This window comes from Microbacterium sp. UCD-TDU (assembly GCF_000340625.1).
GTDB classification, from domain to species: Bacteria; Actinomycetota; Actinomycetes; order Actinomycetales; family Microbacteriaceae; genus Microbacterium; species Microbacterium maritypicum.
Window position 1 is genome coordinate 1,161,377 of sequence record NZ_KB454446.1, and the last position, 24,222, is coordinate 1,185,598.

The window sequence follows — 24,222 nt, forward strand, 5'->3', positions numbered from 1 at the left end:
GCCCAGTGCGACGCTCATGCCGCTCCTCCGTGCTCGTGGTCGCCGTGGTCGTGGTGGGGCTCGGCGTCGGGAACCCCGACGACGACCAGCCGGTCCCCCGCGCGCAGCACGAACACCGGGGTGCCGTAGAGGTCGGTGAGCACGCGGGTCTGCAGCACCTCGTCGGGGGTTCCGAGCAGGAACCGCCCCCCGGCGATGTACAGGATGCGGTCGACCCGCCCGAGGATCGGATTGATGTCGTGGGTGACGAACAGCACCGCCGCCTCGCGTTCGCGGCGCTGACGATCGATGATGTCGGTCACGGCGACCTGATTCGCGAGGTCGAGGTTCGACAGCGGCTCGTCGCACAGCAGCAGGGCGGGTTCGTCGGCGAGGGCCTGTCCGACCCGGAGGCGCTGCTGCTCTCCTCCCGAGAGGAGGCCCACCCTGCGGTCGGCGAAGTGCGAGGCTCCGACCGCTTCGAGCAGACGGTCCACCTTGGCCCGGTCGCCGCGGTGCGGGATAGGGAGGCCGAAGCGGCTGCCCTGCACACCGAGGGCGACCAGGTCGCGCGCCCGCATGCTGGTGTCGGGAGCGAGCGAGCGCTGCTGTGGGATGTACCCGATGCGGGAGTTTCCGCGGTGCACGGGTTCCCCCGCGACGCGGATCGTCCCCGAGGACAGCGGCTGCAACCCGAGGATGCTGCGAAGCAGCGTGGTCTTGCCCGACCCCGACGGGCCGAGCACCGCGATGAACTCGCCCGGCTCGACCGTGAGGTCCAGGCCCGACCAGAGTTCGCGGTCGCCGCGGTGCAGCGACGCGTCGGAGATCTCGAGGACCGGATTCTCGCGCTGTGCGGCGCCGCTCACGACTGGACGGCGGCGGCGAGGCTCTGGATCGCGTCACTCATCCACTCAGAGTACGACGATCCGTCCTCGAGCAGCTCCGTGAAGGCGACGACGGGGATGCCGGCGTCCTTCGCGGCGGTCTCGACACGCTGCGTCTCGGATCCGCCGGTCTGCGCGTTGGTCAGCAGCGCGGTGACCTGGCCGCTGCCGATCACGTCGAGCGCCTCGAGCAGCACGGCGGGTGCGACGTCGGTGCCCTCCTCGACCGACTCGGCGAACCCCTCGGGGGTGACGTCGGTGAATCCGGCGGCCGCGGCGAGGTAGCCGGGCAGCGGCTCGGTGATGAAGACGTTGACGCCCGGCGCATCCGTCTTGAGGGTCGCAAGCTCCGTCTCGAAGCCCTCGAGGTCGGCGGTGAGGTCGGCCGCGTTGGCGGCGAACTCCTTCGCGCCGTCGGGGTCGAGCGCGGTCAGCTCGTCGGCGATGGCCTCGACGACGTGGATCATGGTGTGCGGATCGAACCAGACGTGCTCGTTGAAGCCCTCGATGTGGTCGTGGCCCTCGTGCCCCGCCTCGTCTTCGGCGTGGTCATGCTCGGCCTCGTCGGCGTGCGCTTCGTCGTCGGCGTGCGCCTCGTCGGCGTGCGCTTCGTCGGCGTGGCCCTCGTTGCCGGGGAAGTCGTGCGAGTACTCGACGGCCGTGACGACGTGCGGGTCCTTCGCATCCTGCAGCAGCGTGTCGATGAAGGCGTCGTAGCCGCCGCCGTTCTCGATCACGAGGTCGGCCTTCTGCACGGTCAGCCGGTCGCGGGCGCTCGCCTCGTAGGAGTGCGGATCCTGCGAGGCGGAGGTGATGATCGACTGCACGTCGACGCGGTCGCCGCCGATCGTCGCGGCGATGTCGCCGTAGACGTTGGTGCTCGCGACCACCGTGATGGTGCCGTCGTCGCCCTCGCCCGCAGTCGGGGTGGAGCATCCGGCCAGCGTGAGAGCGGCGACGGATGCGAGGGCGAGGGCGACGACGGGCTTCTTCATGCCCTCACTCTAAACGCTAATGAGAACCATTATCAAATCGGTTGGATGGCTATCGTGAAAGACCCGCCGGCGCGATCCAGACCGTGGCCTCGCCGGCCAGAGCAGCACCCTCCAGCGCGGCGCTCGCGAGCACCACGTCGGCGGCGTCCGCACCCAGATCGAACGACTCGGCACCGAAGTTCGACACCACCTGCCACCCGTTCGGCCGGGCGAAGCGCAGCACGTCGGCGCGTCCGGTGTCGATCCACTCCAGCGTCTCGTCGGTCTGCAGCAGGTGCCGCAGGCGCAGAGCCTCCCGGTACAGCGACAGCGTCGACGACGGGTCGGCCGCCTCGACGTCGACCGCGTACTGCGCGAACCATGCCGGCTGCGGGAGGTGCGCACCTCCCGCACCGAAGCCCAGGGACGAGCCCTGCGCGGTCCACGGCAGCGGCACGCGGCATCCGTCGCGCCCCAGACCGTCGAACTCGGCACCGCGGAAGAAGCCGGGGTCCTGACGCTGCTCCGGGGTGATCTGCGCCACCTCGTGCAGCCCGAGCTCCTCCCCCTGGTAGAGGTAGGTGCTGCCGGGAAGACCGAGTAGCAGCAGGGTCGCCGCGTGCGCCCTGCGGAGCCCGCCGTCACGATCGAGGCCCTCTGCCGGACCGCCGGCCTTGACCCACTCGGTGCCCTGCTTGACCGGGCGGCCGTTCAGCGCCGGGAGTCCGTAGCGGGTGGCGTGCCGGGTGACGTCGTGGTTCGACAGCACCCAGGTGGTCGACGATCCGGTCGCCTGCGCCTGCTGCAGGTTGTCGGCGATGATGCTCCGGAACTGCGCCGCATCGAAGTCGGCCACCAGCAGGTCGAAGTTGAACGCCTGTCCGAGACCCTCCGCCGAGGCGTACTTCGCGCGGCGCTCCGGTGTCTCCACCCAGGCTTCGGCGACGGCCGTGCGCGGAGGGTCGTACTCGTCGAACACCGCACGCCACTCGGCGTAGATCTCGTGCACGTCGTCGCGGTCGATCATCGGATGCGTGCCCGAGGTGCGGTCCATCGCGTCGAGCTCGGCGCGCGAGGGCAGCGGCTCGCTGAGGTCCTTCGTGAGCATGTGCGCGACGTCGATGCGGAATCCGTCCACTCCCCGGTCCGACCAGAAGCGCAGGGTCTTCAGGAAGTCGGCGCGCACCTCGGGGTGATCCCAGTTGAGGTCGGGCTGCTCCACGGCGAAGTTGTGCAGGTACCACTGCCCGTCTTCGACCCGCTCCCACGCGCTGCCGCCGAACACCGAGTCCCAGTCGGTCGGCGGCTCGGAGCCGTCGGGGCCGGTGCCCTCACGGAAGATGTAGCGATCGCGCGCGGCCGAGCCGCGACCGGCGGCGAGCGCCTCCTGGAACCATTCGTGCTGGTCGGAGGAGTGGTTCGGGACGATGTCGACGATCACCCGGATGTCGCGGGAGTGCAGCGCCTCGACCATGTCGTCGAAGTCGGCGAGGGTACCCAATCGCGGGTCGACGTCGCGGTAGTCGGCGACGTCGTAGCCGCCGTCGGCGAGCGCTGACGGATAGAACGGGCTCAGCCAGACCGCATCGATGCCGAGGTCGCGAAGGTAATCGGCCCGCGAGACGACGCCCGGGATGTCGCCGATCCCATCGCCGTTCGCGTCGGCGAAGCTGCGCGGGTAGATCTGGTAGACGGCCGCCTGACGCCACCAGGCGGCGTCTGGGGCGGTGCGGGTCTCGACGAGAAGCGCGTCGGTCATGAGGGGGGAACTCCTTCTTTGTTTCCGGGGGTCGGGGGCTTCGATGAGCGTCAGCCCTTGACGGCGCCCTGCGTGACGCCTTCCATGACCCACCGCTGGGTGAACAGGTAGGCGACGATCGCGGGCGCCATCGCCATCAGGTACGAGGCGAACGCGACGTTGTAGTTGTTGCTGAACTGGTTCTGGAACAGGTTCTGCCGCACGGGCAGCGTCTGCAGTGCGGGGTCGGCGATGATGAGCGACGGCATCATGAAGTCGTTCCAGGCGTACAGGAACGCGAAGATGCCGACGGTGGCGCTCATGGGGGCGAGCAGGGGGAAGATCAGCTTCCAGAAGGTCTGCCAGGTGGTCGCGCCGTCGATACGGGCGCTCTCCTCCAGCTCGATCGGGATCGACCGCAGGAACGCCGTGAACAGCAGCACGCTGAAGCTCAGCTGGAACATGGTCGCGAGGATGATCACCCCGAACGGGTTGTCGAGCCCGACGCGTCCGGTGAGCTGGATCTGCGGCAGTGCGACGACGGGGAACGGGATGAACATCGCCGCGAGCAGGTAGAAGAACGAGTAGCGGAACAGCCGGCGGTCCCAGTTGCGCACGATCGCGTACGAGGCGAAGGCCGCCAGCACGATCGTCGCGACCACGGTGCCGGCGGTGACCAGCAGCGAGATACCGGCGCCGACGGGGAACTTCGTCAGGGTCCATGCCTCGACGAAGCCGTCGAAGCTGAACGGAGCCGGGAGCGAGAAGGCGTTGCCGTCGACCGCCTGGCCCGTGGTCTTGAGGGCCATCGAGATGGTCACGTACAGCGGCAGGAGGACGGTGACGGCGCACAGGATCAGGATGATCGTGCCCGACCAGTTCACCCGCTCCATGCGCACGCGGCGCTTCTTGCCCGAGGTGGGGATGGTGGTGAGTGTCTGCGTCGACATCAGAGTGCGTTCCTTCCGCGCGTCAGCGACAGCTGGAGGAGGGAGATGAGCACGGCGACGATGAAGAAGATGGTCGCGTTGGCCATCTGGTAGGCGTAGTCGCCGCCGTTGAAGCCCGCGATGATCGTCATGGCGACGCTGCGGGTCGAGGTGCCGGGGCCGCCGTTCGTGAGGCCGACGATGATGTCGTAGGCGTTCAGGAAGCCCTTGAATCCGAGGATCACGTTGATCACGACGTACCCCGCCACCAGCGGGAGCGTGATGCGGGTGAGCTGCTGCGTCTTGCTGGCACCGTCGATGCTGGCCGCTTCGTACACCTCGCCGGGTACCGACAGGAGGCCGGCGATGTAGATCAGCAGCGTGCCGGGAACGGCCTGCCAGGCGGTGACGACGACGATCGCGATCCAGGCGAGGTCGGGGTTGGCGAGCAGGCTCGTCTCGAGCCACGGGATGCCGGCTGCCGCACCCGCCGCCGGGATCGAGTTGGAGAACAGGAAGTTGAAGACGTAGGCGATGATGATGCCCGAGATCACCATCGGGATCACGAAGATCGTGCGCAGGCCCGTCTTGAACCGGATGCGCGAGGTGAGCCCGACCGCCAGCAGGAACGCGACCACGTTCACGACGATGACCGTGGCGATGGAGAACCCGAAGGTGAACAGGTAGCTCTGCAGGATCGACGGATCGCTGAACAGCGCGATGTAGTTCGTCAGCCCGTTGAAGCTCCACTCGCCGATGCCGATGGAGTCGGTGAAGCTGAAGAAGATGCCGATGACACCCGGCACCGTGATCGCGAGCGTGAAGAGCACGAGCGTCGGCAGCAGGAACAGGTAGTAGATCGGCTCGACGCGACGCGTGTGCCGGCGGAGCTTTCGGTCGCCGCCGGTGACGATGAGGGTCGTGCTGTCGGCGGGTGCGGCGGGGGTGGTGGTGCTCATGGCGCGGACTCCTCTGTCTCGCCGGAAGCGGATGGCTCGCCCGACGCGGACGCGGTGTCCTTCGTCGAGGGGATCGGCGCGCGGAAGGCGATGCGGGCCCAGTCCGCGTCCATGGTGCGCAGGATGGAGCTCGGAGAGGCGCCGAGCACCATCGCCTGCGCGTAGTTCATCATCGGAAGCGTCTTGGGCACCAGCACCGAGGGGCCCTGATAGATCTGCCCGTTGTCGTAGTACTCGACCATCCCCTCGACCCGGGGGTCGTCGGGGGCGGAAGCGCCCTTCGTCGGGGTGAAGCCGAGCTGCGAGGCGTTGTACTTCTCGATGTTCTGCGGCTGGTAGAGGAACTCGAGGAAGTCGCGGGCGGCCTCCTGATGGTGCGAGCCCTCCGGGATCATCGCGGCGAGGTCCATGTTGACGCGCACGCCGAGGTCGGCGGGGTCGTTCGTCATCGGCAGCGGGAAGGTGCCCAGCTGCAGGTCGGGCGCGGTCTTCGCGATCTCGCTGAAGGCCCACGGGCCCTGCAGGTACATCGCCGCCTCGCCCTTGCCGAAGGCGAGGTTGCCGTCGCCGTAGCCGCGACTCGGGGCATCCGCGTTCGTGTAGTCGTTCGCGAGCTGCAGCATCCTGTCCATCGGCTCGGCGAAGTCCTTCGAGAACGAGACGTCGGAGTCGGGTCCCACATCCGCGCCCTCGGCGGCGAGCGCGTCGAAGAAGTCGACCACGTCGACCGAGCCGCCGGCGGAGTAGTCGTACCACCCCTGCCCCACGGTCCAGTCATCCTTGAACGTGCCGTAGAACGGATCGATGCCGGCGGCCTTCAGCTGGTCGCACACGGCGAGCAGCTCATCCCAGGTCTGCGGGACCTCGAGGCCCTGCGCCTGGAAGATCTCCTTGTTGTAGATGACGGATGCGGCCATCACTGAGTACGGCAGCGCGCTCGTGCGACCCTCGCAGGATCCGTACTGGTCCATGAGCGGCTGCAGGTCGTCGCGGATGCTGGCGGCGGCGTCCGTCTCGGAGAGGTCGGTGAGCGCGCAGCGCTGCACGAAGCGCGCGATCTCGTAGTTGTAGTTGGCGAGCATGATGTCGGGCGGATTGCCCCGCACGAAGCTCGCCGAGACGACATCGACGCCCGAGGTGTCGATCTCGACCTTCACATCGCTCTGCGAGGAGTTGTACTCGGCGACGAGGGCGGTCATGAACTCGATCGCCTCGCGCTTGCTGAACGTGAAGCGGATGGTCTCCGCTCCCGTGCCGGCGGCACAGCCTGCCAGCGCCGTGCCGACCAGGGTGACCCCCAGGGCCGCGGCCACCGCTCGCACCGCGTGTGTTCGTCTCTCAGACACCGTCGTCCTTCCGTCGTGTAGATCCGCGTACTAAATCTAGTGAGCGAATTTACTCTGCCGAAGGGTACTCTCTCATTGGAAGACAGGGAGGTCAAGTGCCATGACAGAAGTCTCCGCAGACCTGGGAACAGGGCGCGCGAGCGTCGGCGCCATCCTCGACTTCGCCTGGACGGCCGGTGAGTTCACCGCGACCGAGGCGATGGCGGGCACCTCCCTCACCCGCTCGACCGCGATCGATGCGATCGACACGCTCGTCGGCGCCGACGTGCTGCGCGAGCTCCCGAACGCCCGCGCGGCCGGCACCTACCGCGCAGGTCGCCCCTCGCGCCGCTTCGTGCTGGCCCCCGACCTCGGCGTCGTGATCGGGGTGGATGCGGGAGACACCCACCTCGCCGTCACCGTCGCCGATCCCCTCGACCGGACCCTCGTGCATCATCGCGTCGAGTTCGAGCCGTCGCAGTCGGCCGCCGAGAGGCGCGCGACGATCCTCGAGCGCCTGGGCGATGCACTCGCCGAGGCCGAGGTGACGCGCGACCAGGTGCTCGCGGTGTGCGTCGGCGTCGCCGCCCCCGTGAACCGCGACGGCATCTCCCCTCCCCACCCCGACGGCTTCTGGGAGCGCACCAACCCGGGTCTCGCCGAGGCCCTGCACGACTGGGCCCCGGTCGTGCAGATCAAGAACGACGCGCAGCTCGCCGCCATCGCCGAGGGTGCCGAGGGGGCGGCGATCGGATGCCGCGACTATGTCGCGCTGCTCGCGAGCGAGCGGTTCGGCGGCGGCGTGGTCGTCGACGGCCACGTGCTGCACGGTGCGCACGGCGGCGTCGGCGAGGGCGTCGTGTTCGACCACATCGTGGGTGTGGGGTCGGCGTTCGGCCTCCGCTACGCGGTGCAGGACCAGGTGCGCGCGGCGGTGGATGAGGGCGAGATCGCCGCAGACAGCGCGGTCGGCCGGCTCGTCGAGGCCGATCGCATCGACCCCCGGCTCGTGCTGACGCTCGCCGCGTCAGGAGACGCGGATGCCGCGCTGGTCACCTCCCGCGTCGGGGCCACCGTCGCCCGCATCGTCGGCGTGCTCGGCAGCATGTACGACCCGGCGCGGGTCATCGTGTGCGGAGCGGTCGCCGAGAGCATCGAGCCCGTGCTGACCGCGGCCCGTCGCATCCTCCCGGAAGAGCTGCACCTGCCGGCGCCCGAGATCCTGGCCTCGACGCTGGGGGCCGAGGTCGTGTCACGCGGGGCCGTCGCGACCGCTCGCCGCGCAGCCAGGGAGCATGCCGTGCCGCTGTTGGCCGAGGAGCGCCTGCGCCAGAGCGCTTGAGGCGGGGTCAGTCCACGAGCAGCGCCGGCTCCTCGAGAACCGATGCCACGTCGGCGATGAAGCGGCTCATGCCGTCACCGTCGATCACGCGGTGGTCGAACGACCCTGCGACCGTGGTCACCCAACGAGGACGCACCTCGCCGTCGACGACCCACGGCTTCTGACTGATGGTGCCCATCGCCACGATGCCCGCCTCGCCGGGGTTGATGATCGGGGTGCCGGCATCCATCCCGAACACACCGATGTTCGTGATCGTGATCGTGCCGCCCTGCTGATCGGCCGGCGGGGTCTTGCCCTCGCGCGCCGTGAGCGTCAGACGGTTCAGCGCCCGCGCCAGATCCTTCATGCCGAGGTCCTGGGCGTCCTTGATGTTCGGCACGAGCAGGCCGCGCGGGGTGGCGGCGGCGATGCCGAGGTTCACGTAGTGGCGCACGGCGATCTCGGCGCCGGCTTCGGTCTCGATCCAGGCCGCGTTCACCATCGGCGTGCGACGGGCGGCCCAGATCACGGCGCGGGCCATGATCAGCAGCGGCGAGACGCGGATGTCGGCGTAGTCGGGCGAGGCCTTCAGGCGCTTGACGAGCTCCATCGTGCGGCTGGCGTCGATCTCCTTCCACACCGTCACGTGCGGGGCCGAGTACGCGCTCTGCACCATCGCCGAAGACGTGGCCTTGCGCACACCCTTGACCGGGATCGACTCGGTGCGGTCGTCGCCGGCAGCCGAAGGCCGGGTCGGAGTGAGTCCTCGCGCGAGCCCAGCCGGAGCAGGCTGCGGTGCGGGCACGGTCTCCTCGCGCACGGTCCCCCACTCGGGAGTCTCGATGTTGCGGAAGACACTCGCCTGCGAGGCGTGCTTCATCACGTCGTCCCGGGTGACCTCGCCGTCGGCGCCGGTCGCGGCGACCGCGGTGAGGTCGACGCCGAGGTCGCGCGCGAGCTTGCGGATCGGGGGCTTCGCGATCACGCCGACCGAGGAGCGCACCGGACGCTCGGCCGCGCGCTTGCGACGCGAGGTGGCCCCGCCTCCCGTGCCGTAGCCGACCAGCACGGAGCCGCCCCCCTCTTCCGCCGCCGGGGTGGCAGGAGCAGCAGCCGGAGCACCGGCGGCGGGTTCCGTGACGAACGTGATGATGGGCGTTCCGACCTCGACCGTCGTGCCCTCCGCGACGAGCAGCTCGCCCACCACACCGGCATGCGGCGACGGCAACTCCACGAGCGACTTGGCCGTCTCGATCTCGCAGAGCACGTCGTTGATCGCGACCGTGTCGCCGGGGGCGACCTTCCAGGCCACGATCTCGGCCTCGGTCAGGCCTTCCCCGACGTCGGGGAGGGTGAAGTTCTGCGTGCTCATGACGAGTCCTTTCGGCCGAGCGGAGATGTCAGTATGCCAGGGAGCGATCGACGGCCTCGAGGATGCGGTCGGCATCCGGGAGGTAGGCGCCTTCGAGCTTCGCGGGCGGGAACGGGGTGTCGTAGCCGGAGACGCGCAGCACCGGCGCTTCGAGCGCATAGAACGCGCGCTCCATCACGGTCGCCGCGATCTCGCCGCCGATGCTGCCGAAGCCCTGGGCCTCCTGCGCGTAGACCATACGTCCGGTCTTGCGCACCGAGTCGAGGATGGGCTCATAGTCGACCGGCGAGAGCGAGCGCACGTCGACGACCTCGCAGCTCGTGCCCTCGGCCTCGGCGAGCGCGGCAGCCTGCAGGAGCGTGGTGACCATCGCACCGTGTCCGACGAGCGTCACGTCGCTGCCCGTGCGGACGACCCGCGAGGAGTGCAGCGGAACGGCGGAGGCATCGAGCTCGACCTCGCCCTTCTGCCAGTAGCGGCTCTTCGGCTCCATGAAGATCACCGGGTCGTTCGAGGCGATCGCCTCCTGGATCATCCAGTACGCGTCGTTGGGCGTCGACGGCGAGACCACGCGCAGGCCTGGGGTGTGCGCGAAGTACGCCTCCGGGCTCTCCTGGTGATGTTCGACCGCGCCGATGTGCCCGCCGTAGGGGATGCGGATCACGATGGGCATGCTGATCGCGCCCTCGTGCCGGTTGGTGAGCTTCGCGAGCTGCGTGGTGATCTGGTCGAACGCGGGGAACACGAAACCGTCGAACTGGATCTCGATGACGGGGCGGTACCCGACCATCGCCATGCCGATCGCGGTGCCGACGATCCCCGACTCGGCCAACGGGGTGTCGAGCACCCGACGGTCTCCGAAGTCGCGCTGCAGGTGCTCCGTCACGCGGAAGACGCCGCCGAGCTTGCCGATGTCCTCGCCCATGAGCAGGACCTTCGGGTCGTTCTCCATGGCCCTGCGCATACCCGCGTTCAGCGCCTTGCTGAGCGGCATCGTCTCCAGAGTCACTGGGCTCCTCCTTCGAACGACGCTTCATACTGCGCGCGCCAGGCCTTCTGCTGGTCGATCAGCGGATGCGGCTCGCTGTACACATGGTCGAAGATCTTGTCGGCGCTGGGTGGCCCGAGCTCCACGGTGCGGGCGCGCAGATCCTCCGCGGCATCCGCCGCCTCCGCCTCCACGTCGGCGAACAGCTGCGCCGACGCTCCCCGCCCTTCGAGGAAGGCGCGCATCCGGACGATCGGATCGCGACCGGCCCAGTACTGCTCCTCCTCGCTGCCGCGGTACTTCGTCGGGTCGTCGCTCGTGGTGTGGGCGCCGAGTCGGTAGGTGACGGCCTCGATCGCCTGCGGGCCCTTGCCGGCGCGGGCCTCGTCGAGCGCGACACGGGAGACGGCGTAGCTGGCGAGCACGTCGTTGCCGTCGACACGGACGCTCGGGATGCCGTAGCCCGCGCTGCGCTGCACGAGCGGCACGCGCGACTGGGTGGACACGGGCACGGAGATCGCCCAGTGGTTGTTCTGGAGGAAGAAGACGGTCGGCGCCTGGTAGCTCGCGGCGAAGACCATCGCCTCGTGCACGTCGCCCTGACTGGATGCACCGTCGCCGTAGTAGACGATGACCGCTTCATCGCGGTCGGCATCGCCGGTTCCGGTGCGGCCGTCGAAGACGAGACCCATCCCGTAGCCGGCGGCGTGCAGCACCTGCGATCCGAGCACGAGCGTGTACAACCGGGTGTTGCCGTTCTTAGGGTCGGTCGGGTCCCACCCGCCGTGCGAGACGCCGCGCATCAGCTTGATGATGTCGACGGGATCGACGCCGCGGATGCGGGTCACGGCGTGCTCGCGGTACGAGGGGAAGATCGTGTCCTGCGCGCGGGCGGCGCGACCGGAGCCGACCTGTGCCGCCTCCTGCCCCCGGCTCGGCGGCCACAGCGCGAGCTGCCCCTGCCGCTGCAGGTTCGTCGCCTGGGTGTCGATCGCACGGATGACGACCATGTCCCGGTAGAACTGCTCGAGTTCCGCGTCGCCGATCGCTTCGATCAGGGGAAGGTATCGCTCAGCGGCGGCGGACGGCGCGTATCGTCCGGTCTCGTCCAGAACGCTCACAAGGGGTGTCTCGGAGGTGGTCACGCTCTCACGCTACCCGCGCCCGCATGCCAGGTCACGCATACCTAGGACGCCCTTGTAACTGGCGGGAACCCGGAGAAAACCGCGGAAAACCGCGCGAACCAGGAGGAGGGACCGCCTCAGCGGACGGAGGCTGCCACCTCGAGCACGCGGGCGATGGAGTCTTCCTCGCCCACCGAGATGCGGATGCCGTCTCCCGAGAACGGACGGACGATGAGGTCGTTCTCCACGAAGGCCGCAGCCACCTCGTCCGTGCGCTCGCCCGCAGGCAGCCAGACGAAGTTGGACTGGGAGTCCGGCACGTCCCAGCCCTGCGCGCGGAGGCCCTCCAAGAGGCGGGCGCGTCGCTCGACGATCACGGCGACGCGCTCCAGAAGCTCGGGCTCGGCGTCGAGGCTGGCGATCGCGGCATTCTCCGCGGCGGAGGTGACCGAGAGCGGGATGCCGGTGGTGCGCGCGGCATCGAGCACCTTCGCGTGCCCGATCGCATAGCCGACGCGGAGGCCGGCGAGACCGTAGGCCTTCGAGAAGGTGCGCAGCACGACCACGTTCGGGTGCTGTTCGAACACGCGCTCGGCGAGGCCGTCGACCGCGTCGGGCGCCGTGACGAACTCGGTGTACGCCTCGTCGAGGATGATCAGGACGTCGTTCGGGACGCGCTCGACGAAGGCGGCGAACTCGACCGAGGTGATGATCGGTCCGGTCGGGTTGTTGGGCGTGCACAGGATGATCGCGCGGGTGCGCTCGGTCACCGCGTCCGCCATCGCATCGAGGTCGTGGCGGGAATCGGCGGTGAGCGGCACCTGCACCCCGGTCGCACCGGCTACCAGCGGCAGGCTGGGGTACGCCTCGAAGGAGCGCCAGGCGTAGACGACCTCATCACCCACCGACGCGGTCGCGAGGATCAGCTGGTGCAGGATCGACACGCTGCCGGATGCGACGTGCACCTGGTCGGGCTCGACCCCGTAGCGGGCACCGAGACGCGCGCGCAGGCGCCCGGCCGTGGCATCGGGGTAGCGGTTGATCGGCGTCGTCCTCTGCAGCGCCTCGAGCACCGAGGGCAGGGGATCGAACGGGTTCTCGTTGCTCGAGAGCTTGAATGCGTCGGGGCCTGCCTGCTTGCCCTGGCGATACGGCGCGAGCGCGGCGATGGCGGGACGGATGCGGGGCAGGATGGGCTCGGTCACGAGGTCGAGTCTACGAGGGCGGCGGCGGGCGGCGGCGGGCTCGGACACGGCCCATCGAGGCGTGAAGTGCGGTGGTACCATTTTGGTATGGCCATGACGGTGCGACTTCCGGAAGAACTCGATGCACAGCTCGAGGCGATAGCACGCGCCCGGCACACCTCGAAGCACGCGGTGATCATCGAGGCGGCGACGCGGTTCGCGAACAGCGAGTCGAAGACAGACCGCGTGCTCTCGATCGCCGACGAGGTGACCGAACGCTACGCCGAGACTCTCAAGCGACTCGAAGACGCCTGAGCGATGGCGACGGAGTACATCGAGCCGGCGCAGGCCCTCGCCCTGATAGCGAAGCTCGGACTGCACGTCCGTGACGAAGGGTTGCTCTTCTCCGCGCTCGCTCGCCCTTCAGCGGGGATGTTCGGCGTCGATGCGTATCCGACCTTCGCGGAGAAGGCCGCGGCGCTGATCAGTTCGGTCGCACAGAACCATGCGCTGTTCGACGGGAACAAGCGGATCTCTCTGTACCTCACGTTCATCTTCATCCGACTCAACGGATACGAGGTGACGTTCACGAACGACGAGGCATTCGACTTCGTTCTCGACGTCGCACAGAGCCGACTGGACCTGCACCAGATCGCACAGGTCATCTCCGCACACATTGCAGAAGACACCGCAGGCTGACACTCGCGGGCGTCCGTGGGACACTGGTCGGACCATGCGCTTCATCATCCGCGTCGTCGTCAACGCCTTCGCCCTCTGGGTCGTCACCCTGATCCCTGCCCTGCAGGTCGTGATCACCGCCTTCCCGCCGGGCGAGACGCTGCAGCTCGTACTGACCTTGCTCGCGGTGGCTGCGATCTTCGCGCTCGTGAACACGATCATCGGCACGATCGTGAAGATCGTCGCGTTCCCGCTCTACATCATCACGTTCGGCCTGATCGGCTTCCTGATCAACGGCTTCCTGCTGTGGTTGACCGCGTGGATCACGAGCGGCTTCGGCTGGGGCCTGACGGTCGGCGACTTCTGGTGGGGCGTGCTCGCCGCGCTCATCATCTCGGTGATCAACGGCATCTTCGGCTTCATCCTGCGACCGCAGAGCAAGGACCGCCGCGACTGAGTCGGTCGGGTTCACCCCGCCCGCTCGGCATGGAACTCGATGCGTTCGACCTCCACGGCTTCACCGAGCTCTTCCCAGTACTCGTCGACGGCCTCGGCGCGCGGGTCATCTGACGCGTCGACCATCTCCGCCGTCGCGACGTAGGTCTCCAGGCCGTGGGTCTGCAGCCTCAGATCCTGGATTCCGCCGTGCGGATCGCCGACGCGCGACGCGGTGAAACTGTCGGGAGATCCCGTTCCCTCCGCCGACCCGCCCGCGGCGAGCGCGGACACGACGTCGTCGGTATGACGCAGCTGGAGCAGGGTCTGGTCGCCGGTCAGACTCGGCTCGGTGGGACTGCCCGCCGTCATCATGACCGACACCTCGAACGCGCTCTCCATCGCCAGGCGGGCGGCGATCATCCCGCCCTGCGAGTGCGCGACCACGTCGACCCGATCGCCCGGCTCCACGCCCGCCGCCGTCAGGGCATCGAGGGTGGCCTGATACGACGCCGACGGGCCGCCCTGATAGAGCTCGACGTTCGACTTCATGTCCCACGGCTCCGACTCCCCCGCCTGCCACGGCATCGAATTCCGAGTCCCGGCGATGTAGGCCACGTACCGGGTCGCGCCCCCGACCATGGTGTACTTCTCGACCGCGACCTGCGCGGTCGATCCTGGTACCCGCCGGAAGGCCGCAGCGAGGCCTGTCGGCGCGTTCGGAGTCGTCGTCTTCACCGGCGTCACCCGCACGGGATCCGCCGCCCCCGACAGCACCATGCCCGGTCGGACCTTGCCGAGCCCCGAAGCGACGCCCACCAGGGCGCCGGCCACGAACACCGACGGGAGCGGGCCGTCCGGGTCGTACTGGTCGCCGAGACCGTCGAAGCGCTGCCGCTTCCAGCCCGCCACCAGCCAGTCCGCCATGGTCCCCAGCCGTGCGTCTGCCTCGACCAGCTCGTCGGCGCGCGCCTGCGCTTCGTTCGCCGCCGCGGCGTCGGTGAGAGCGAGGGCCTCCGCCTGCGCTCGCAGCTCGACCACCTCGAACGCATCGGCCATCAGCAGCGTTCCGGCACCGGCGTTCTCGATCTCGGCACCCAGCTTGCCCACCTGGTCGCCGCTGCGTCGGAGAGCGCCGAGGTCGACCTGCGGATCCGCCTGCGCAGGGGAGGAGAGGAGCGCCTGCGCGCGACGGACCGCCTCGCGTGCCTCGGCGAACCTCGATGCCACCGTTCGCAGGCGCGCGCCGACCTCGCGCAGCTGCTCGGTGTCGACGGCGATCGCCCCGCCGTGATCGATCTCCAGCTCCCCGGCGCTCGTCGACGCCTCCGCACTCGTGATCCGCCTCATCCGGCGCCCCCTTCGCCCAGCTCCCACCGCCTCACCTCGAGGTTGCCGATCTCGACGGCGGTGTCATCGCGCACCCGCGCGAGCAGCTCGTTCAGCGCACGGAGACCTGCGGATCTCCAGTCGGACGCATCGATGAGCGAGACCAGCGTCACTCCCGCCTCCTCGAGCATCGAGAGGGCCTCGCCGATCTCCCGACACGCCAGGACCTGACCCCAGGACGTTGAGGAGCCGCCGGACAGGTCGTGCGTGAACGAGTACATGGCCTCAGCATCCGCGATCACGGGCCACCCGCCCCACCCGATCCGCACGACCGGTGGAGAGAGCGACGCCCGCTCGGGATGTGCAGAAGGTCGCGGGAGACGGTTCGCGCTGTGCAGGACGCCCGAGGGCGGGCAGAATGTATCTGTGACATCCCCGGATCCCTTCCGCGTGATCTTCGTCTGCACGGGGAACATCTGCCGCTCTCCCATGGCCGAGGTCGTCTTCCGCGACCTCGCCGAACGCCAGGGACTCGGCCCGCGCATCGTCTCGCGCAGTGCGGGAACCGGCGACTGGCATCTCGGCGAGCGCGCCGACCACCGCACGATCGATTCGCTGGCCCGACGCGGCTACGACGGCTCGCAGCACCGCGCCCGCCAGTTCACCGCTGCGGCGTTCGCCGACAACGATCTCGTCGTCGCGCTCGACCGCACCCACGAGCGCATCCTGAGGGAGTGGGCGCACGACGAGGACGAGGAGGGCAAGGTCACCCTGCTGCTGGCCTTCGACCCGAACGCCTCGAGCCACGATGTGCCCGATCCGTACTACGCGGGAGCGGAAATGTTCGATTCCGTGCTCGGTATGATTGAGGCGGCGACTCGGGGCCTGTTCCGTCAGCTCGAACCCGCTCTGCGTCTCCCCCGCACGCCCCGCCTCTGAGGGGCCCGATCAGGAGGACTCCCCTGACTTTCCAGCCTTCGCTCCCGCCCCAGCCCCTGAGCCCGCTCGACGGTCGCTACCGCGGCGCCGTCACCGGTCTCGCCGACTTCCTGTCCGAGGCGGGCCTGAACCGGGCGCGCGTCGAGGTCGAGGTCGAGTGGCTGATCGCACTCACCGACCGCTCGCTGTTCGAGACGACTCCGCTCTCCGACGCCGACAAGGAGCGCCTGCGCGCCCTCTACCGCGACTTCGGGCAGGCCGAGATCGACTGGCTGGCCGAGAAGGAAGCCGTCACCCAGCACGATGTGAAGGCGATCGAGTACCTCGTGCGCGACCGGCTCTCGACGCTCGGACTCGACGGCATCGCCGAGCTCACGCACTTCGCCGCCACGAGCGAGGACATCAACTCCGCGTCGTACGCCCTCACCGTGAAGCGCGCCGTCGAAGAGGTCTGGCTCCCGGCGCTCGACACCGTGATCGCGAAGCTGCGCGAGCTCGCCGTCGAGCACGCCGACGCCGCGATGCTCTCCCGCACGCACGGTCAGCCCGCGACGCCGTCGACCATGGGCAAGGAGCTCGCGGTGTTCGCGTGGCGCCTCGAGCGCGTACGCGGCCAGATCGCGGCATCCGACTACCTGGCCAAGTTCTCCGGCGCCACCGGCACCTGGTCTGCGCACCTCGCGGCCGACCCCGACGCCGACTGGCCGACCATCGCCCGCGAGTACATCGAGGGCATGGGCCTGGGCTTCAACATCCTCACCACCCAGATCGAGTCGCATGACTGGCAGGTCGAGCTCTACGACCGCGTGCGTCACGCCGGCGGCATCCTGCACAACCTCGCGACCGACATCTGGACCTACATCTCGCTCGGCTACTTCGCGCAGATCCCGGTCGCCGGTGCCACCGGTTCGTCGACGATGCCGCACAAGATCAACCCGATCCGCTTCGAGAACGCCGAGGCCAACCTGGAGATCTCGGGTGCGCTGCTCGCCTCTCTCGGCCAGACGCTGGTCACCAGCCGCCTGCAGCGCGACCTCACCGACTCCACCACGCAGCGCAACATCGGCGTGGCGTTCGGTCACTCGCTGCTCGCCCTCGACAACCTGCGCCGCGGCCTGAACGCGATCTCGCTCTCGCGTGACGTGCTGCTGGCCGACCTCGACGTGAACTGGGAAGTTCTGGCCGAGGCCATCCAGACCGTCATCCGCGCCGAGGTCGTCGCCGGACGCTCCACGATCACCGACCCCTATGCGCTGCTCAAGGAGCTGACGCGCGGACATCGGGTGGGCGCCGCAGACCTCGCCGAGTTCGTGCAGGGTCTCGAGATCGGCGACGCCGCCAAGCAGCGCCTGCTCGCGCTGACCCCGGCGACGTACACGGGTATCGCGGAGCGCCTCGCCCGCTGAGCGCGGTTCGCACTCGACGAGATCGGCGACCGCACGGCCCCGCGACTAGGGAGCCGGCTCTCCGGAGTGCTCGTAGACCCTGTCCTTCGGCATGAATGCGGCGGCGATCAGGGTGAGCACGGCGGTCACGGCGACCGCGACGAACACCCAGACGGACGCGTGGATGATCGTGCCGGGGTCGTCAGGACCCGCTCCCTGCGCGATGACCGCGTTGGAGATGGCGCCGAACACCGCGACGCCCACGGCGCTTCCGGCCGACCGTGCGAACGCGTTCATGCCCGTCACCGCCCCGCGCTCGCCCCAGCCGACCGAGGCCTGCGCGGCGATCAGGGTCGGCGCCGCGCTCCACCCGAGTCCGAAACCGAGCACGAACGCGATGCCGGCGATCACGAACGGGTTCGGCCACGCGGCGACGGCAGCCAGCGCGATCGCGGCGACCGTCGTGATGCTCATGCCGATCAGCGTGGTGCGGCGGAAGCCGATCCGCAGATACAGGCGTCCTGCGTTGGCCGCGGCGAGAGGCCAGCCCAGGGTCAGCGCCGCGACGGCGAGGCCGGAGAGCAGCGGGGCGATGCCGGTGGATCCCTCGAGGTAGGCAGGAGCGAAGCTGGTGACACCCAGCATCAGTGCGCCGATTCCGAGCGACACGAGAGTGGTGGTGAGGATGAGCCGGCGAGCCGCGAGACGCAGGTCGACGATCGGCTCGGCGACGCGGCGCTCGACGACGCCGAAGGCCACCAGGGCGATCACCCCGATCCCGAAGCAGAGCGCACTCTGCACGGACAGCCATGCCCACGCGTTGCCGCCCTCCAGCATGCCGAGGATGACCGCGGTCAACCCGATCGTGAGCAGCACCGCTCCCCCGTAGTCGATGCTGTGGCGCTGGGTCTGCTTCTGCTCCTTGTAGTTGCGCAGCAGCATCCACCCGGCGATCAGGCAGAGCGGGATGTTGATCCAGAAGATCCACCGCCAGGCGTCGAGCTGGGCGAAGATTCCGCCGAGTGCCGGACCGACGACCGAAGAGATGGCCCACACGCTCGCGACGTACCCCTGCACCTTGGCGCGCTCGGCGACGGTGTAGATGTCGCCGACGATCGTCATCGCCATGGGGGCGACGGCACCGGCGCCGATGCCCTGGATGATGCGGAACACGATCAGCGCCGGCATGCTCCAGGCGAATCCGCACAGGAGGGAACCGAGCAGGAACAGGACGATGCCGAGGAGGATGATGGGCTTTCGACCCACGGTGTCGGCGAATCGGGAGTAGATCGGCACGCTCACGGCCTGCGCGAGCAGATACACCGAGAACAGCCACGGGAACTGCTGGTAGCTGCCGAGATCGCGGACGATGCTGGGCACCGCGGTCGCGAGGATCGTGGCATCGATCGCGATGAGGCCGGTGGCGAGCATGAGCGCGCCGAGGATGGGGCCTCGCTCCGACCGGAGTCCGATGGAGGCGCGGTCGACGGAGGCAGTCACTACAGGGACAAGCCGATCGGTCGCACCGATATTCCGACCGGTGCGCGACGTGCGCGGATCAGGAGGAGGCGCGGCGGCCGGTCGCCTCGGAGTCGGGGTCGTCTCCCTCAGGCTCCTCGTCGTACAGCACCGGACGATCGATCGTCTTGGTGACGTCGGCCGGGTCGACGGCGAGGATCAGCATCGCGAGGATCAGCAGCGTCACGATGAAGGCCCCACCGCCGACGACGAGGCCCAGGGCCAACGGGGTCAGCCCGTCGTAGGTGCCGTTCGCGATCGACGCATTCACCCGCGAGGTGAAGGCACCGGTGGAGACCAGCGTGACGACCATGGCGAAGACGCCGCAGCCGGCCGCGATGAGGAGCAGGTGCAGGGGCCGCAGAATGTCCCGGCGGGTGGGCTTCTCGTCGCTCATCGCTCTCCTCCGTGCTCCGCGGGAGCGGCGCTGTCGTTCGAACCGGATGCCGCGGTCGCGGCGTCGATCTGCTTCGGCGTGAGGCCGGCGATGCCGAGGAAGACGGCGACGATCGCCGCATAGCCGCCGAACATGCCGACACCGAGGATGATGCCGGAGAGCACGAATGTGCCGGCCTTGTCGATCGTGTACTCCTGCAGGAACCCGGCCGGGATCAGCAGCAGGGCGACGCCGAGCAGAACACCCAGCGCCCCCACGGAGATCGCGTCGCGGGACAGCATGCCACCGGTGCGACGAGCCCGGATCCCGGTGAGCAGCTCGATGCCGCCGCTGACGATCGCCCAGGACGACACGACGACGAAGAACAGATCATCGGAACGCCAGGCCGGGATGCCGCTCACCATGCCGGCGACGATGCCGACCGCTGCGAGCAGCACGTACGACCAGCGCGACCCTGCGGGAACGACCAGCCAGGCCGCGAGCATCTGCACGAGGGCGGTGATGAGGACGAAGCCGCTGAAGACGGACAGACCGACGGGTGCCGAGTGATCGGACGAGAACGTGATCATCAGCGCAGCGACTGCGGCGAACAGGGCGCGCAGCAATTGGACGTGGCGCATGGTGAATGCGCGTGCAGGGGCAGACATGACGGTCCAGAGTCCTCCGGGGTATTGCTCCCAGTCTACGCGGGGCTGCGCAGACGCAACGCCGGGGGCCGCGCGGAGGGAGGATTCGTGAAGCCCGGCTGATCTCCCCAGATCGATTGCCGGGCTTCACGACATACGCAGCAAGGGGGGCATCACTGCGTCAGGCCGGTGATCGCAGGACTGGGCACCCTGCCTGCGAAGACGGCCAAGTGACCCCACATGCCCACCCGGTCCCCTGAGGTACGCGCGTGCGGTCGTATGCTCACTCTAAGGCGCTGATCTTCACATACCGGAGGGGATCTGTGATGAATATCGAAGATGACGCGCGCAGAGCCGAATCCGATGACTTCGCGAACGCCCTGCGCGACGCGATAAACGCCAAGCCGGTGACGCTGTCGTGGCTGCAGCGGCAGCTCAAGGCCCGCGGGAATCGCGTCTCCATGGCGACGCTGAGCTATTGGCGATCGGGCGCGCGACGGCCGGAGGGCGTGCAGTCGCTGGCCGCGCTCTCCGACATCGAGGAGCTTCTCGGGCTCGACGTCGGTGCCCTGAGCAGACTGCTCCGCTCGACGAACCGCACAGGGCCGCTCGGGCCGAACCAGTTCCCGATCGAGGAGGAAGAGCTCGAGCTGGCCGTGATCGAGGCCTTCCGCGCGCTCGGCGCCTCGTATCCCGACACCTCGCGCGAGCTCACGACCCATTCGGTGACCGATGTGGGCGCCGACGGCAACATCGCCTCCAGCATCACGCGCAGCATCGTGCAGTCCACTGTGGGCACCATCACGGCGATCCCCTTCCTGGAGATCAACCCCGGGGTGCGCACCCCGGCACCGGAGCTGGCGGCCGTGTCCGGCGGCAGGATCGCCGCTCGATACTCCCACCCGGACGGTGAGGTGCACGGGGTGCTGTTCGAGCTCGACGTGCCCCTGACAGCGCCGGAGACCGCGATGGTCGAATGGTCGGTCGAGTATCCGCCCGACTATCCCCAGACACGCGACACCGGTCACGCCGTGGCTCAGAAGGCCAGGGAGCTGCTGGTGTGGACGCGCTTTCACCCCGATGCCATCCCGGACTGGTGCGAGGAGCACGTCGAGACGCCGGAGGGCGTGACGGTGACGCCGCTGCCGCCGCCGCGCGGAACATCGGTGCATCTGGTGCGCAGGGCGTTCGGCCCCGGCGCCCTCAGCCTGCACTGGGGATACGGTCCCCGCGAGGATCAGCCGGGCTGATCGCCCGTCGCGACCGGACGGCCAGGGGTGTTGGACCACTGACTCCACGATCCGGGGAAGACCTTCGCGTCGATGCCGACCTCGTGCAGGACCAGCGCCGTGTGGGCGGCCGTCACGCCGGAACCGCAGTACGCCGCGACCGTCGTCCCCGGGGTCACGCCGACCTCGGCGAAGCTGGCCAGGATCGTCTCTCGATCGAGGATGCGCCCCTGCGCGTCGAAGTGCACGGGCTCGGGAAGGTTGCGCGCACCGGGGATGTGCCCGCCGACGGGGTCGTAGGGCTCGGAGTCGCCGCGATACCGATCGGCAGCACGGGCATCGATCAGCACGCCCGACGCCGGGAAGGCGGCAGCCTCGTCGATCGAGATCGCATCGCCGCCGATCGGGCGGAGGACGACGTCGCCCGGTTCCGGGCGCACATCGTCGGTCGCGACGTCGAACCCCGCGGCCTTCCAGCCCTGGATGCCACCGTCGAGCACGCGCACGTCGACGCCGCCCTGACGCAGCAGCCACCACGCGCGGGCAGCCGAGATGCTCTTGAAGTCGTCGTAGGCGACGACCGTGTCGCCGGCTCGCACACCCCACCGACGGGCCGCCTCTTGGAGCGCGGCCGTCGACGGCAGCGGGTGCCGTCCCTCCGAGGGCTCGCCGTGGGTGGAGAGCTCGGTGTCGAGCCCGACGAACACGGCACCGGGGATGTGTCCGGTGAGGTAATCGCCATGCCCCGCTTCGGGACGGTCGAGCCGCCAGCGCACATCGATCACGCGCACCGGCTCTCCCCGGGTCAGAAGGTCGTTCAGCTCGACGGCACTCATGAAGTCGCTCATGATGCGAGGCTACCGAGTCGGCCACGGCATCCGGTGCGCGGGCGTCTTCTCCCGTCACGCTCCGTGCGCCGGCCGCGGCCCGTTAGGCTCTATCCGGCAACGTCGAGAAAGGGCCAACGATGCCCTCTCGTCTGCGTTTCATGCGGCTGCGTCCGCAGGAGGCCGCGCTCATCGCGATCACCGCGGTCTGGGGCAGCACGTTCCTGCTGGTGCACTGGGCGATGGAGCACGCGGGTCCCTGGTTCTTCGTCGGCATCCGATTCCTCATCGCAGGGCTCATCAGCGTCGTGATCTTCCGCCGCGTGCTGCGCGGCATCCGCTGGCGCGACGTCGGTGCCGGCGTCGCGATCGGCGTGATGATCTACCTCGGCTACGGCTTGCAGACGCTGGGGCTGCAGAGCATCGACAGCAGCACCTCCGCCTTCATCACCGCGATGTACGTGCCGCTGGTGCCGCTCGCGCAGTGGGCGGTGTTCCGCAAGCGTCCTCCCGCCATGGCGTTCGTCGGCGCGGGGCTGGCCTTCGTCGGGCTGCTCTTCATCGCGGGACCCGACGCCTTCGCGCTGACACTCGGCGCCGGTGAGATCGCGACCATGATCAGCACCGTGCCGATCGCCGCGGAGATCATCCTGATCAGCCTCTTCGCGGGGAAGATCGACCTCGGACGCATCACCGTCGTGCAGCTGCTGACCGCGGGAGTGCTGGGGCTGCTCACGATGCCGGTGGTGGGCGAGGGCGTGCCGGAGTTCTCCTGGATCTGGGTCGGCTGCGCGGTCGGGCTGGGGGCGGCGAGCTGCCTGATCCAGCTCACCATGAACTGGGCGCAGAAGTCGGTGTCGCCCACCCGCGCGACCATCATCTACGCCGGAGAGCCGGTGTGGGCAGGGGTCATCGGACGCATCGCCGGTGAACGCCTGCCCGCGACCGCACTCATCGGCGGGGCGCTCGTCGTGCTCGGGATCCTCGCGAGCGAGCTGAAGCTCGTCCGGCGACGCCCGAAGCAGGAAGCACCCCCGGAGATCAGAGGGTGAGCAGCACCTTGGTCGCCCGGCGCTCATCCATCGCCCGGTAGCCCTCCGCGGCCTCCTCCAAGGGAAGGGTCAGGTCGAAGACCTTGCCCGGATCGATCTTCCGGTCCCAGATGAGCTGGATCAGCTCGGGGAGGAAGCGGCGCACCGGCGCAGGACCGCCGTGCAGGTGCACGCCGGAGAAGAACAGCTCGTCGCCCGGCAGCGCCACGTCGTGGGAGACACCGACGTAGCCGACGTGGCCGCCGGGGCGGGTGGAGCGGATCGCCTGCATCATGGACTCCTGCGTGCCGACCGCCTCGATCACCGAGTGCGCGCCGAGGCCGTTCGTGAGCTCCTTGATGCGCGCGACACCCGCGTCTCCACGCTCGGAGACGATGTCGGTCGCGCCGAACTCGCGCGCCAGCGCCTGCCGATCGTCGTGCCGGCTCATCGCGATGATGCGTTCGGCGCCGAGCTCCCGCGCGGCGAGGATGCCGAGGAGCCCCACGGCACCGTCACCGACGACGGCGACGGTCTTGCCCGGTCCGACCTCGGCGGCGACGGCCGCGAACCAGCCCGTGCCGAGGACGTCGGATGCGGCGAGCAGCGAGGGGATCAGGTCGGCATCGGGCTGTCCGGGTGTGACGACCAGCGTGCCGTCGGCGTGCGGGATGAGCGCGTACTCGGCCTGCGTGCCGTATCTGCCCATCGGCACGACGTGCACGCAGCGGGACTGGTAGCCCGCCTGGCAGATCTCGCACGTGTTGTCGGACGCCATGAACGAGCCGACCACGAAGTCGCCGACTTTCAGCGTCTGCACCGCGGCGCCGATCTCCTCCACGACGCCGACGTACTCGTGCCCCATCGGGTCATGATCGACCTCGTTCGCACCGCGGTACGGCCACAGGTCGGAACCGCAGATGCAGGTCGCCGCGATCCGGATCACGGCGTCGGTGGGTCGGGTGATGGTGGGCTTCTCCCGCTCCTCGACTCTGACGTCGCCGGGGGCGTGCATGACTACTCCGCGCATTCGTGATGCTCCTTCTCT

Annotated in this window: 25 protein-coding genes; 8 read left to right on the forward strand and 17 right to left on the reverse strand. The window is 69.1% G+C overall.

What is annotated here, in order from left to right; genetic code table 11:
- Positions 1-14 precede the first annotated feature (14 nt).
- Genes D514_RS28480 through D514_RS28505 form a run of 6 tightly spaced genes read right to left on the reverse strand, consistent with a single transcriptional unit; the run spans position 15 to position 6,812 of the window.
- The gene (locus tag D514_RS28480; RefSeq protein ID WP_017829747.1) at positions 15-848 is read right to left on the reverse strand and encodes a metal ABC transporter ATP-binding protein; all 834 of its coding nucleotides are present in this window, start codon (positions 846-848) and stop codon (positions 15-17) included.
- The gene (locus tag D514_RS28485; RefSeq protein WP_017829748.1) at positions 845-1,861 is read right to left on the reverse strand and encodes a metal ABC transporter solute-binding protein, Zn/Mn family; all 1,017 of its coding nucleotides are present in this window, start codon (positions 1,859-1,861) and stop codon (positions 845-847) included. The genes D514_RS28480 and D514_RS28485 overlap by 4 nt, the downstream gene beginning before the upstream one ends.
- A gap of 49 nt (positions 1,862-1,910) precedes the next feature.
- Complete coding sequence (locus D514_RS28490) at positions 1,911-3,599, reverse strand: glycoside hydrolase family 13 protein (RefSeq protein ID WP_017829749.1); 1,689 nt, start codon at positions 3,597-3,599, stop codon at positions 1,911-1,913.
- Positions 3,600-3,649: 50 nt separating this feature from the next.
- Positions 3,650-4,528, reverse strand: coding sequence for a carbohydrate ABC transporter permease (locus D514_RS28495; RefSeq protein ID WP_017829750.1), 879 nt, complete (start codon positions 4,526-4,528; stop codon positions 3,650-3,652).
- Positions 4,528-5,466, reverse strand: coding sequence for a carbohydrate ABC transporter permease (locus D514_RS28500; RefSeq protein WP_017829751.1), 939 nt, complete (start codon positions 5,464-5,466; stop codon positions 4,528-4,530). The genes D514_RS28495 and D514_RS28500 overlap by 1 nt, the downstream gene beginning before the upstream one ends.
- On the reverse strand, positions 5,463-6,812 hold the full coding sequence (locus tag D514_RS28505; protein WP_036322919.1) for an ABC transporter substrate-binding protein: 1,350 nt from the start codon (positions 6,810-6,812) through the stop codon (positions 5,463-5,465). Before D514_RS28505 ends, D514_RS28500 begins: the two co-directional genes overlap by 4 nt.
- 100 nt (positions 6,813-6,912) lie before the next feature.
- Between D514_RS28505 and D514_RS28510 the strand changes: the two genes are divergently transcribed.
- Positions 6,913-8,133, forward strand: a complete 1,221-nt coding sequence (locus D514_RS28510) for an ROK family protein (RefSeq protein WP_017829753.1) — start codon at positions 6,913-6,915, stop codon at positions 8,131-8,133.
- A gap of 7 nt (positions 8,134-8,140) precedes the next feature.
- Here the strand turns inward: D514_RS28510 and D514_RS0119365 are convergent, their stop codons facing one another.
- The 4 genes from D514_RS0119365 to D514_RS28525 all read right to left on the reverse strand — a co-directional run bounded on the left by D514_RS0119365 (position 8,141) and on the right by D514_RS28525 (position 12,801).
- Positions 8,141-9,484: a dihydrolipoamide acetyltransferase family protein gene (locus D514_RS0119365; protein ID WP_017829754.1), complete on the reverse strand. Its 1,344-nt coding sequence runs from the start codon at positions 9,482-9,484 to the stop codon at positions 8,141-8,143.
- Between the two features lie 28 nt (positions 9,485-9,512).
- Positions 9,513-10,478, reverse strand: a complete 966-nt coding sequence (locus D514_RS28515) for an alpha-ketoacid dehydrogenase subunit beta (RefSeq protein ID WP_031205786.1) — start codon at positions 10,476-10,478, stop codon at positions 9,513-9,515.
- Positions 10,479-10,489: 11 nt separating this feature from the next.
- A complete protein-coding gene (locus D514_RS28520; protein WP_031205787.1) occupies positions 10,490-11,617 on the reverse strand; it encodes a thiamine pyrophosphate-dependent dehydrogenase E1 component subunit alpha in 1,128 nt (375 codons plus the stop codon).
- Between the two features lie 116 nt (positions 11,618-11,733).
- Complete coding sequence (locus D514_RS28525) at positions 11,734-12,801, reverse strand: histidinol-phosphate transaminase (RefSeq protein WP_031205788.1); 1,068 nt, start codon at positions 12,799-12,801, stop codon at positions 11,734-11,736.
- Between the two features lie 87 nt (positions 12,802-12,888).
- Between D514_RS28525 and D514_RS28530 the strand changes: the two genes are divergently transcribed.
- Genes D514_RS28530 through D514_RS28540 form a run of 3 tightly spaced genes read left to right on the forward strand, consistent with a single transcriptional unit; the run spans position 12,889 to position 13,915 of the window.
- Entirely contained in the window at positions 12,889-13,095 is a 207-nt protein-coding gene (locus tag D514_RS28530; protein WP_017829758.1) for a ribbon-helix-helix protein, CopG family, read from the forward strand.
- A gap of 3 nt (positions 13,096-13,098) precedes the next feature.
- Complete coding sequence (locus D514_RS28535) at positions 13,099-13,479, forward strand: type II toxin-antitoxin system death-on-curing family toxin (RefSeq protein WP_017829759.1); 381 nt, start codon at positions 13,099-13,101, stop codon at positions 13,477-13,479.
- 34 nt (positions 13,480-13,513) lie between these two features.
- Positions 13,514-13,915 (forward strand): phage holin family protein, encoded by a 402-nt coding sequence (locus tag D514_RS28540; RefSeq protein ID WP_017829760.1) that lies wholly within the window; start codon positions 13,514-13,516, stop codon positions 13,913-13,915.
- Positions 13,916-13,926: 11 nt separating this feature from the next.
- Here D514_RS28540 and D514_RS28545 read toward each other — a convergent pair whose 3' ends face one another.
- Positions 13,927-15,243, reverse strand: coding sequence for a hypothetical protein (locus D514_RS28545; protein WP_017829761.1), 1,317 nt, complete (start codon positions 15,241-15,243; stop codon positions 13,927-13,929).
- Positions 15,240-15,551 carry a hypothetical protein gene (locus D514_RS0119370; RefSeq protein ID WP_210699268.1) on the reverse strand — a complete coding sequence of 104 codons (312 nt, stop codon included), beginning with the start codon at positions 15,549-15,551 and terminating at the stop codon, positions 15,240-15,242. Before D514_RS0119370 ends, D514_RS28545 begins: the two co-directional genes overlap by 4 nt.
- A gap of 97 nt (positions 15,552-15,648) precedes the next feature.
- Between D514_RS0119370 and D514_RS28550 the strand changes: the two genes are divergently transcribed.
- The gene (locus D514_RS28550) at positions 15,649-16,161 is read left to right on the forward strand and encodes a low molecular weight protein-tyrosine-phosphatase (RefSeq protein ID WP_031205790.1); all 513 of its coding nucleotides are present in this window, start codon (positions 15,649-15,651) and stop codon (positions 16,159-16,161) included.
- Positions 16,162-16,184: 23 nt separating this feature from the next.
- Positions 16,185-17,567, forward strand: coding sequence for an adenylosuccinate lyase (purB, locus tag D514_RS0119375; RefSeq protein WP_051056563.1), 1,383 nt, complete (start codon positions 16,185-16,187; stop codon positions 17,565-17,567).
- Positions 17,568-17,612: 45 nt separating this feature from the next.
- On the opposite strand, the gene D514_RS28555 is transcribed toward purB, so the two are convergent.
- Genes D514_RS28555 through D514_RS28565 form a run of 3 tightly spaced genes read right to left on the reverse strand, consistent with a single transcriptional unit; the run spans position 17,613 to position 20,108 of the window.
- Positions 17,613-19,046, reverse strand: coding sequence for an MFS transporter (locus tag D514_RS28555; protein ID WP_017829766.1), 1,434 nt, complete (start codon positions 19,044-19,046; stop codon positions 17,613-17,615).
- 58 nt (positions 19,047-19,104) lie between these two features.
- Positions 19,105-19,461 (reverse strand): hypothetical protein, encoded by a 357-nt coding sequence (locus D514_RS28560; RefSeq protein ID WP_017829767.1) that lies wholly within the window; start codon positions 19,459-19,461, stop codon positions 19,105-19,107.
- Entirely contained in the window at positions 19,458-20,108 is a 651-nt protein-coding gene (locus D514_RS28565; RefSeq protein ID WP_017829768.1) for a hypothetical protein, read from the reverse strand. The genes D514_RS28560 and D514_RS28565 overlap by 4 nt, the downstream gene beginning before the upstream one ends.
- A gap of 305 nt (positions 20,109-20,413) precedes the next feature.
- Between D514_RS28565 and D514_RS28570 the strand changes: the two genes are divergently transcribed.
- On the forward strand, positions 20,414-21,337 hold the full coding sequence (locus tag D514_RS28570) for a hypothetical protein (protein WP_017829769.1): 924 nt from the start codon (positions 20,414-20,416) through the stop codon (positions 21,335-21,337).
- Here D514_RS28570 and D514_RS28575 read toward each other — a convergent pair.
- Positions 21,325-22,164, reverse strand: coding sequence for a sulfurtransferase (locus D514_RS28575; protein WP_017829770.1), 840 nt, complete (start codon positions 22,162-22,164; stop codon positions 21,325-21,327). The genes D514_RS28570 and D514_RS28575 overlap by 13 nt on opposite strands.
- Positions 22,165-22,283: 119 nt before the next feature.
- On the opposite strand from D514_RS28575, the gene D514_RS28580 reads away from it, so the two are divergent.
- Positions 22,284-23,195, forward strand: coding sequence for a DMT family transporter (locus D514_RS28580; RefSeq protein WP_051056564.1), 912 nt, complete (start codon positions 22,284-22,286; stop codon positions 23,193-23,195).
- On the opposite strand, the gene D514_RS28585 is transcribed toward D514_RS28580, so the two are convergent.
- Complete coding sequence (locus D514_RS28585; protein ID WP_031205795.1) at positions 23,185-24,204, reverse strand: zinc-dependent alcohol dehydrogenase family protein; 1,020 nt, start codon at positions 24,202-24,204, stop codon at positions 23,185-23,187. The genes D514_RS28580 and D514_RS28585 overlap by 11 nt on opposite strands.
- Positions 24,205-24,222 lie beyond the last annotated feature (18 nt).

Excerpts from the sequence above, each read along its gene's own strand:
- D514_RS28585 (WP_031205795.1), bottom strand. The coding sequence starts at position 24,204 with ATGCGCGGAGTAGTCATGCACGCCCCCGGCGACGTCAGAGTCGAGGAG.
- D514_RS28515 (WP_031205786.1), bottom strand. The coding sequence starts at position 10,478 with ATGCCGCTCAGCAAGGCGCTGAACGCGGGTATGCGCAGGGCCATGGAG.
- D514_RS28575 (WP_017829770.1), bottom strand. The coding sequence starts at position 22,164 with ATGAGCGACTTCATGAGTGCCGTCGAGCTGAACGACCTTCTGACCCGG.
- D514_RS28580 (WP_051056564.1), top strand. The coding sequence starts at position 22,284 with ATGCCCTCTCGTCTGCGTTTCATGCGGCTGCGTCCGCAGGAGGCCGCG.
- D514_RS28490 (WP_017829749.1), bottom strand. The coding sequence starts at position 3,599 with ATGACCGACGCGCTTCTCGTCGAGACCCGCACCGCCCCAGACGCCGCC.
- D514_RS28510 (WP_017829753.1), top strand. The coding sequence starts at position 6,913 with ATGACAGAAGTCTCCGCAGACCTGGGAACAGGGCGCGCGAGCGTCGGC.
- D514_RS28530 (WP_017829758.1), top strand. The coding sequence starts at position 12,889 with ATGGCCATGACGGTGCGACTTCCGGAAGAACTCGATGCACAGCTCGAG.
- D514_RS28565 (WP_017829768.1), bottom strand. The coding sequence starts at position 20,108 with ATGTCTGCCCCTGCACGCGCATTCACCATGCGCCACGTCCAATTGCTG.
- D514_RS0119365 (WP_017829754.1), bottom strand. The coding sequence starts at position 9,484 with ATGAGCACGCAGAACTTCACCCTCCCCGACGTCGGGGAAGGCCTGACC.
- D514_RS28540 (WP_017829760.1), top strand. The coding sequence starts at position 13,514 with ATGCGCTTCATCATCCGCGTCGTCGTCAACGCCTTCGCCCTCTGGGTC.
- D514_RS28560 (WP_017829767.1), bottom strand. The coding sequence starts at position 19,461 with ATGAGCGACGAGAAGCCCACCCGCCGGGACATTCTGCGGCCCCTGCAC.
- D514_RS28500 (WP_017829751.1), bottom strand. The coding sequence starts at position 5,466 with ATGAGCACCACCACCCCCGCCGCACCCGCCGACAGCACGACCCTCATC.
- D514_RS28485 (WP_017829748.1), bottom strand. The coding sequence starts at position 1,861 with ATGAAGAAGCCCGTCGTCGCCCTCGCCCTCGCATCCGTCGCCGCTCTC.
- D514_RS28495 (WP_017829750.1), bottom strand. The coding sequence starts at position 4,528 with ATGTCGACGCAGACACTCACCACCATCCCCACCTCGGGCAAGAAGCGC.
- D514_RS28570 (WP_017829769.1), top strand. The coding sequence starts at position 20,414 with ATGAATATCGAAGATGACGCGCGCAGAGCCGAATCCGATGACTTCGCG.
- D514_RS28545 (WP_017829761.1), bottom strand. The coding sequence starts at position 15,243 with ATGAGGCGGATCACGAGTGCGGAGGCGTCGACGAGCGCCGGGGAGCTG.
- D514_RS28535 (WP_017829759.1), top strand. The coding sequence starts at position 13,099 with ATGGCGACGGAGTACATCGAGCCGGCGCAGGCCCTCGCCCTGATAGCG.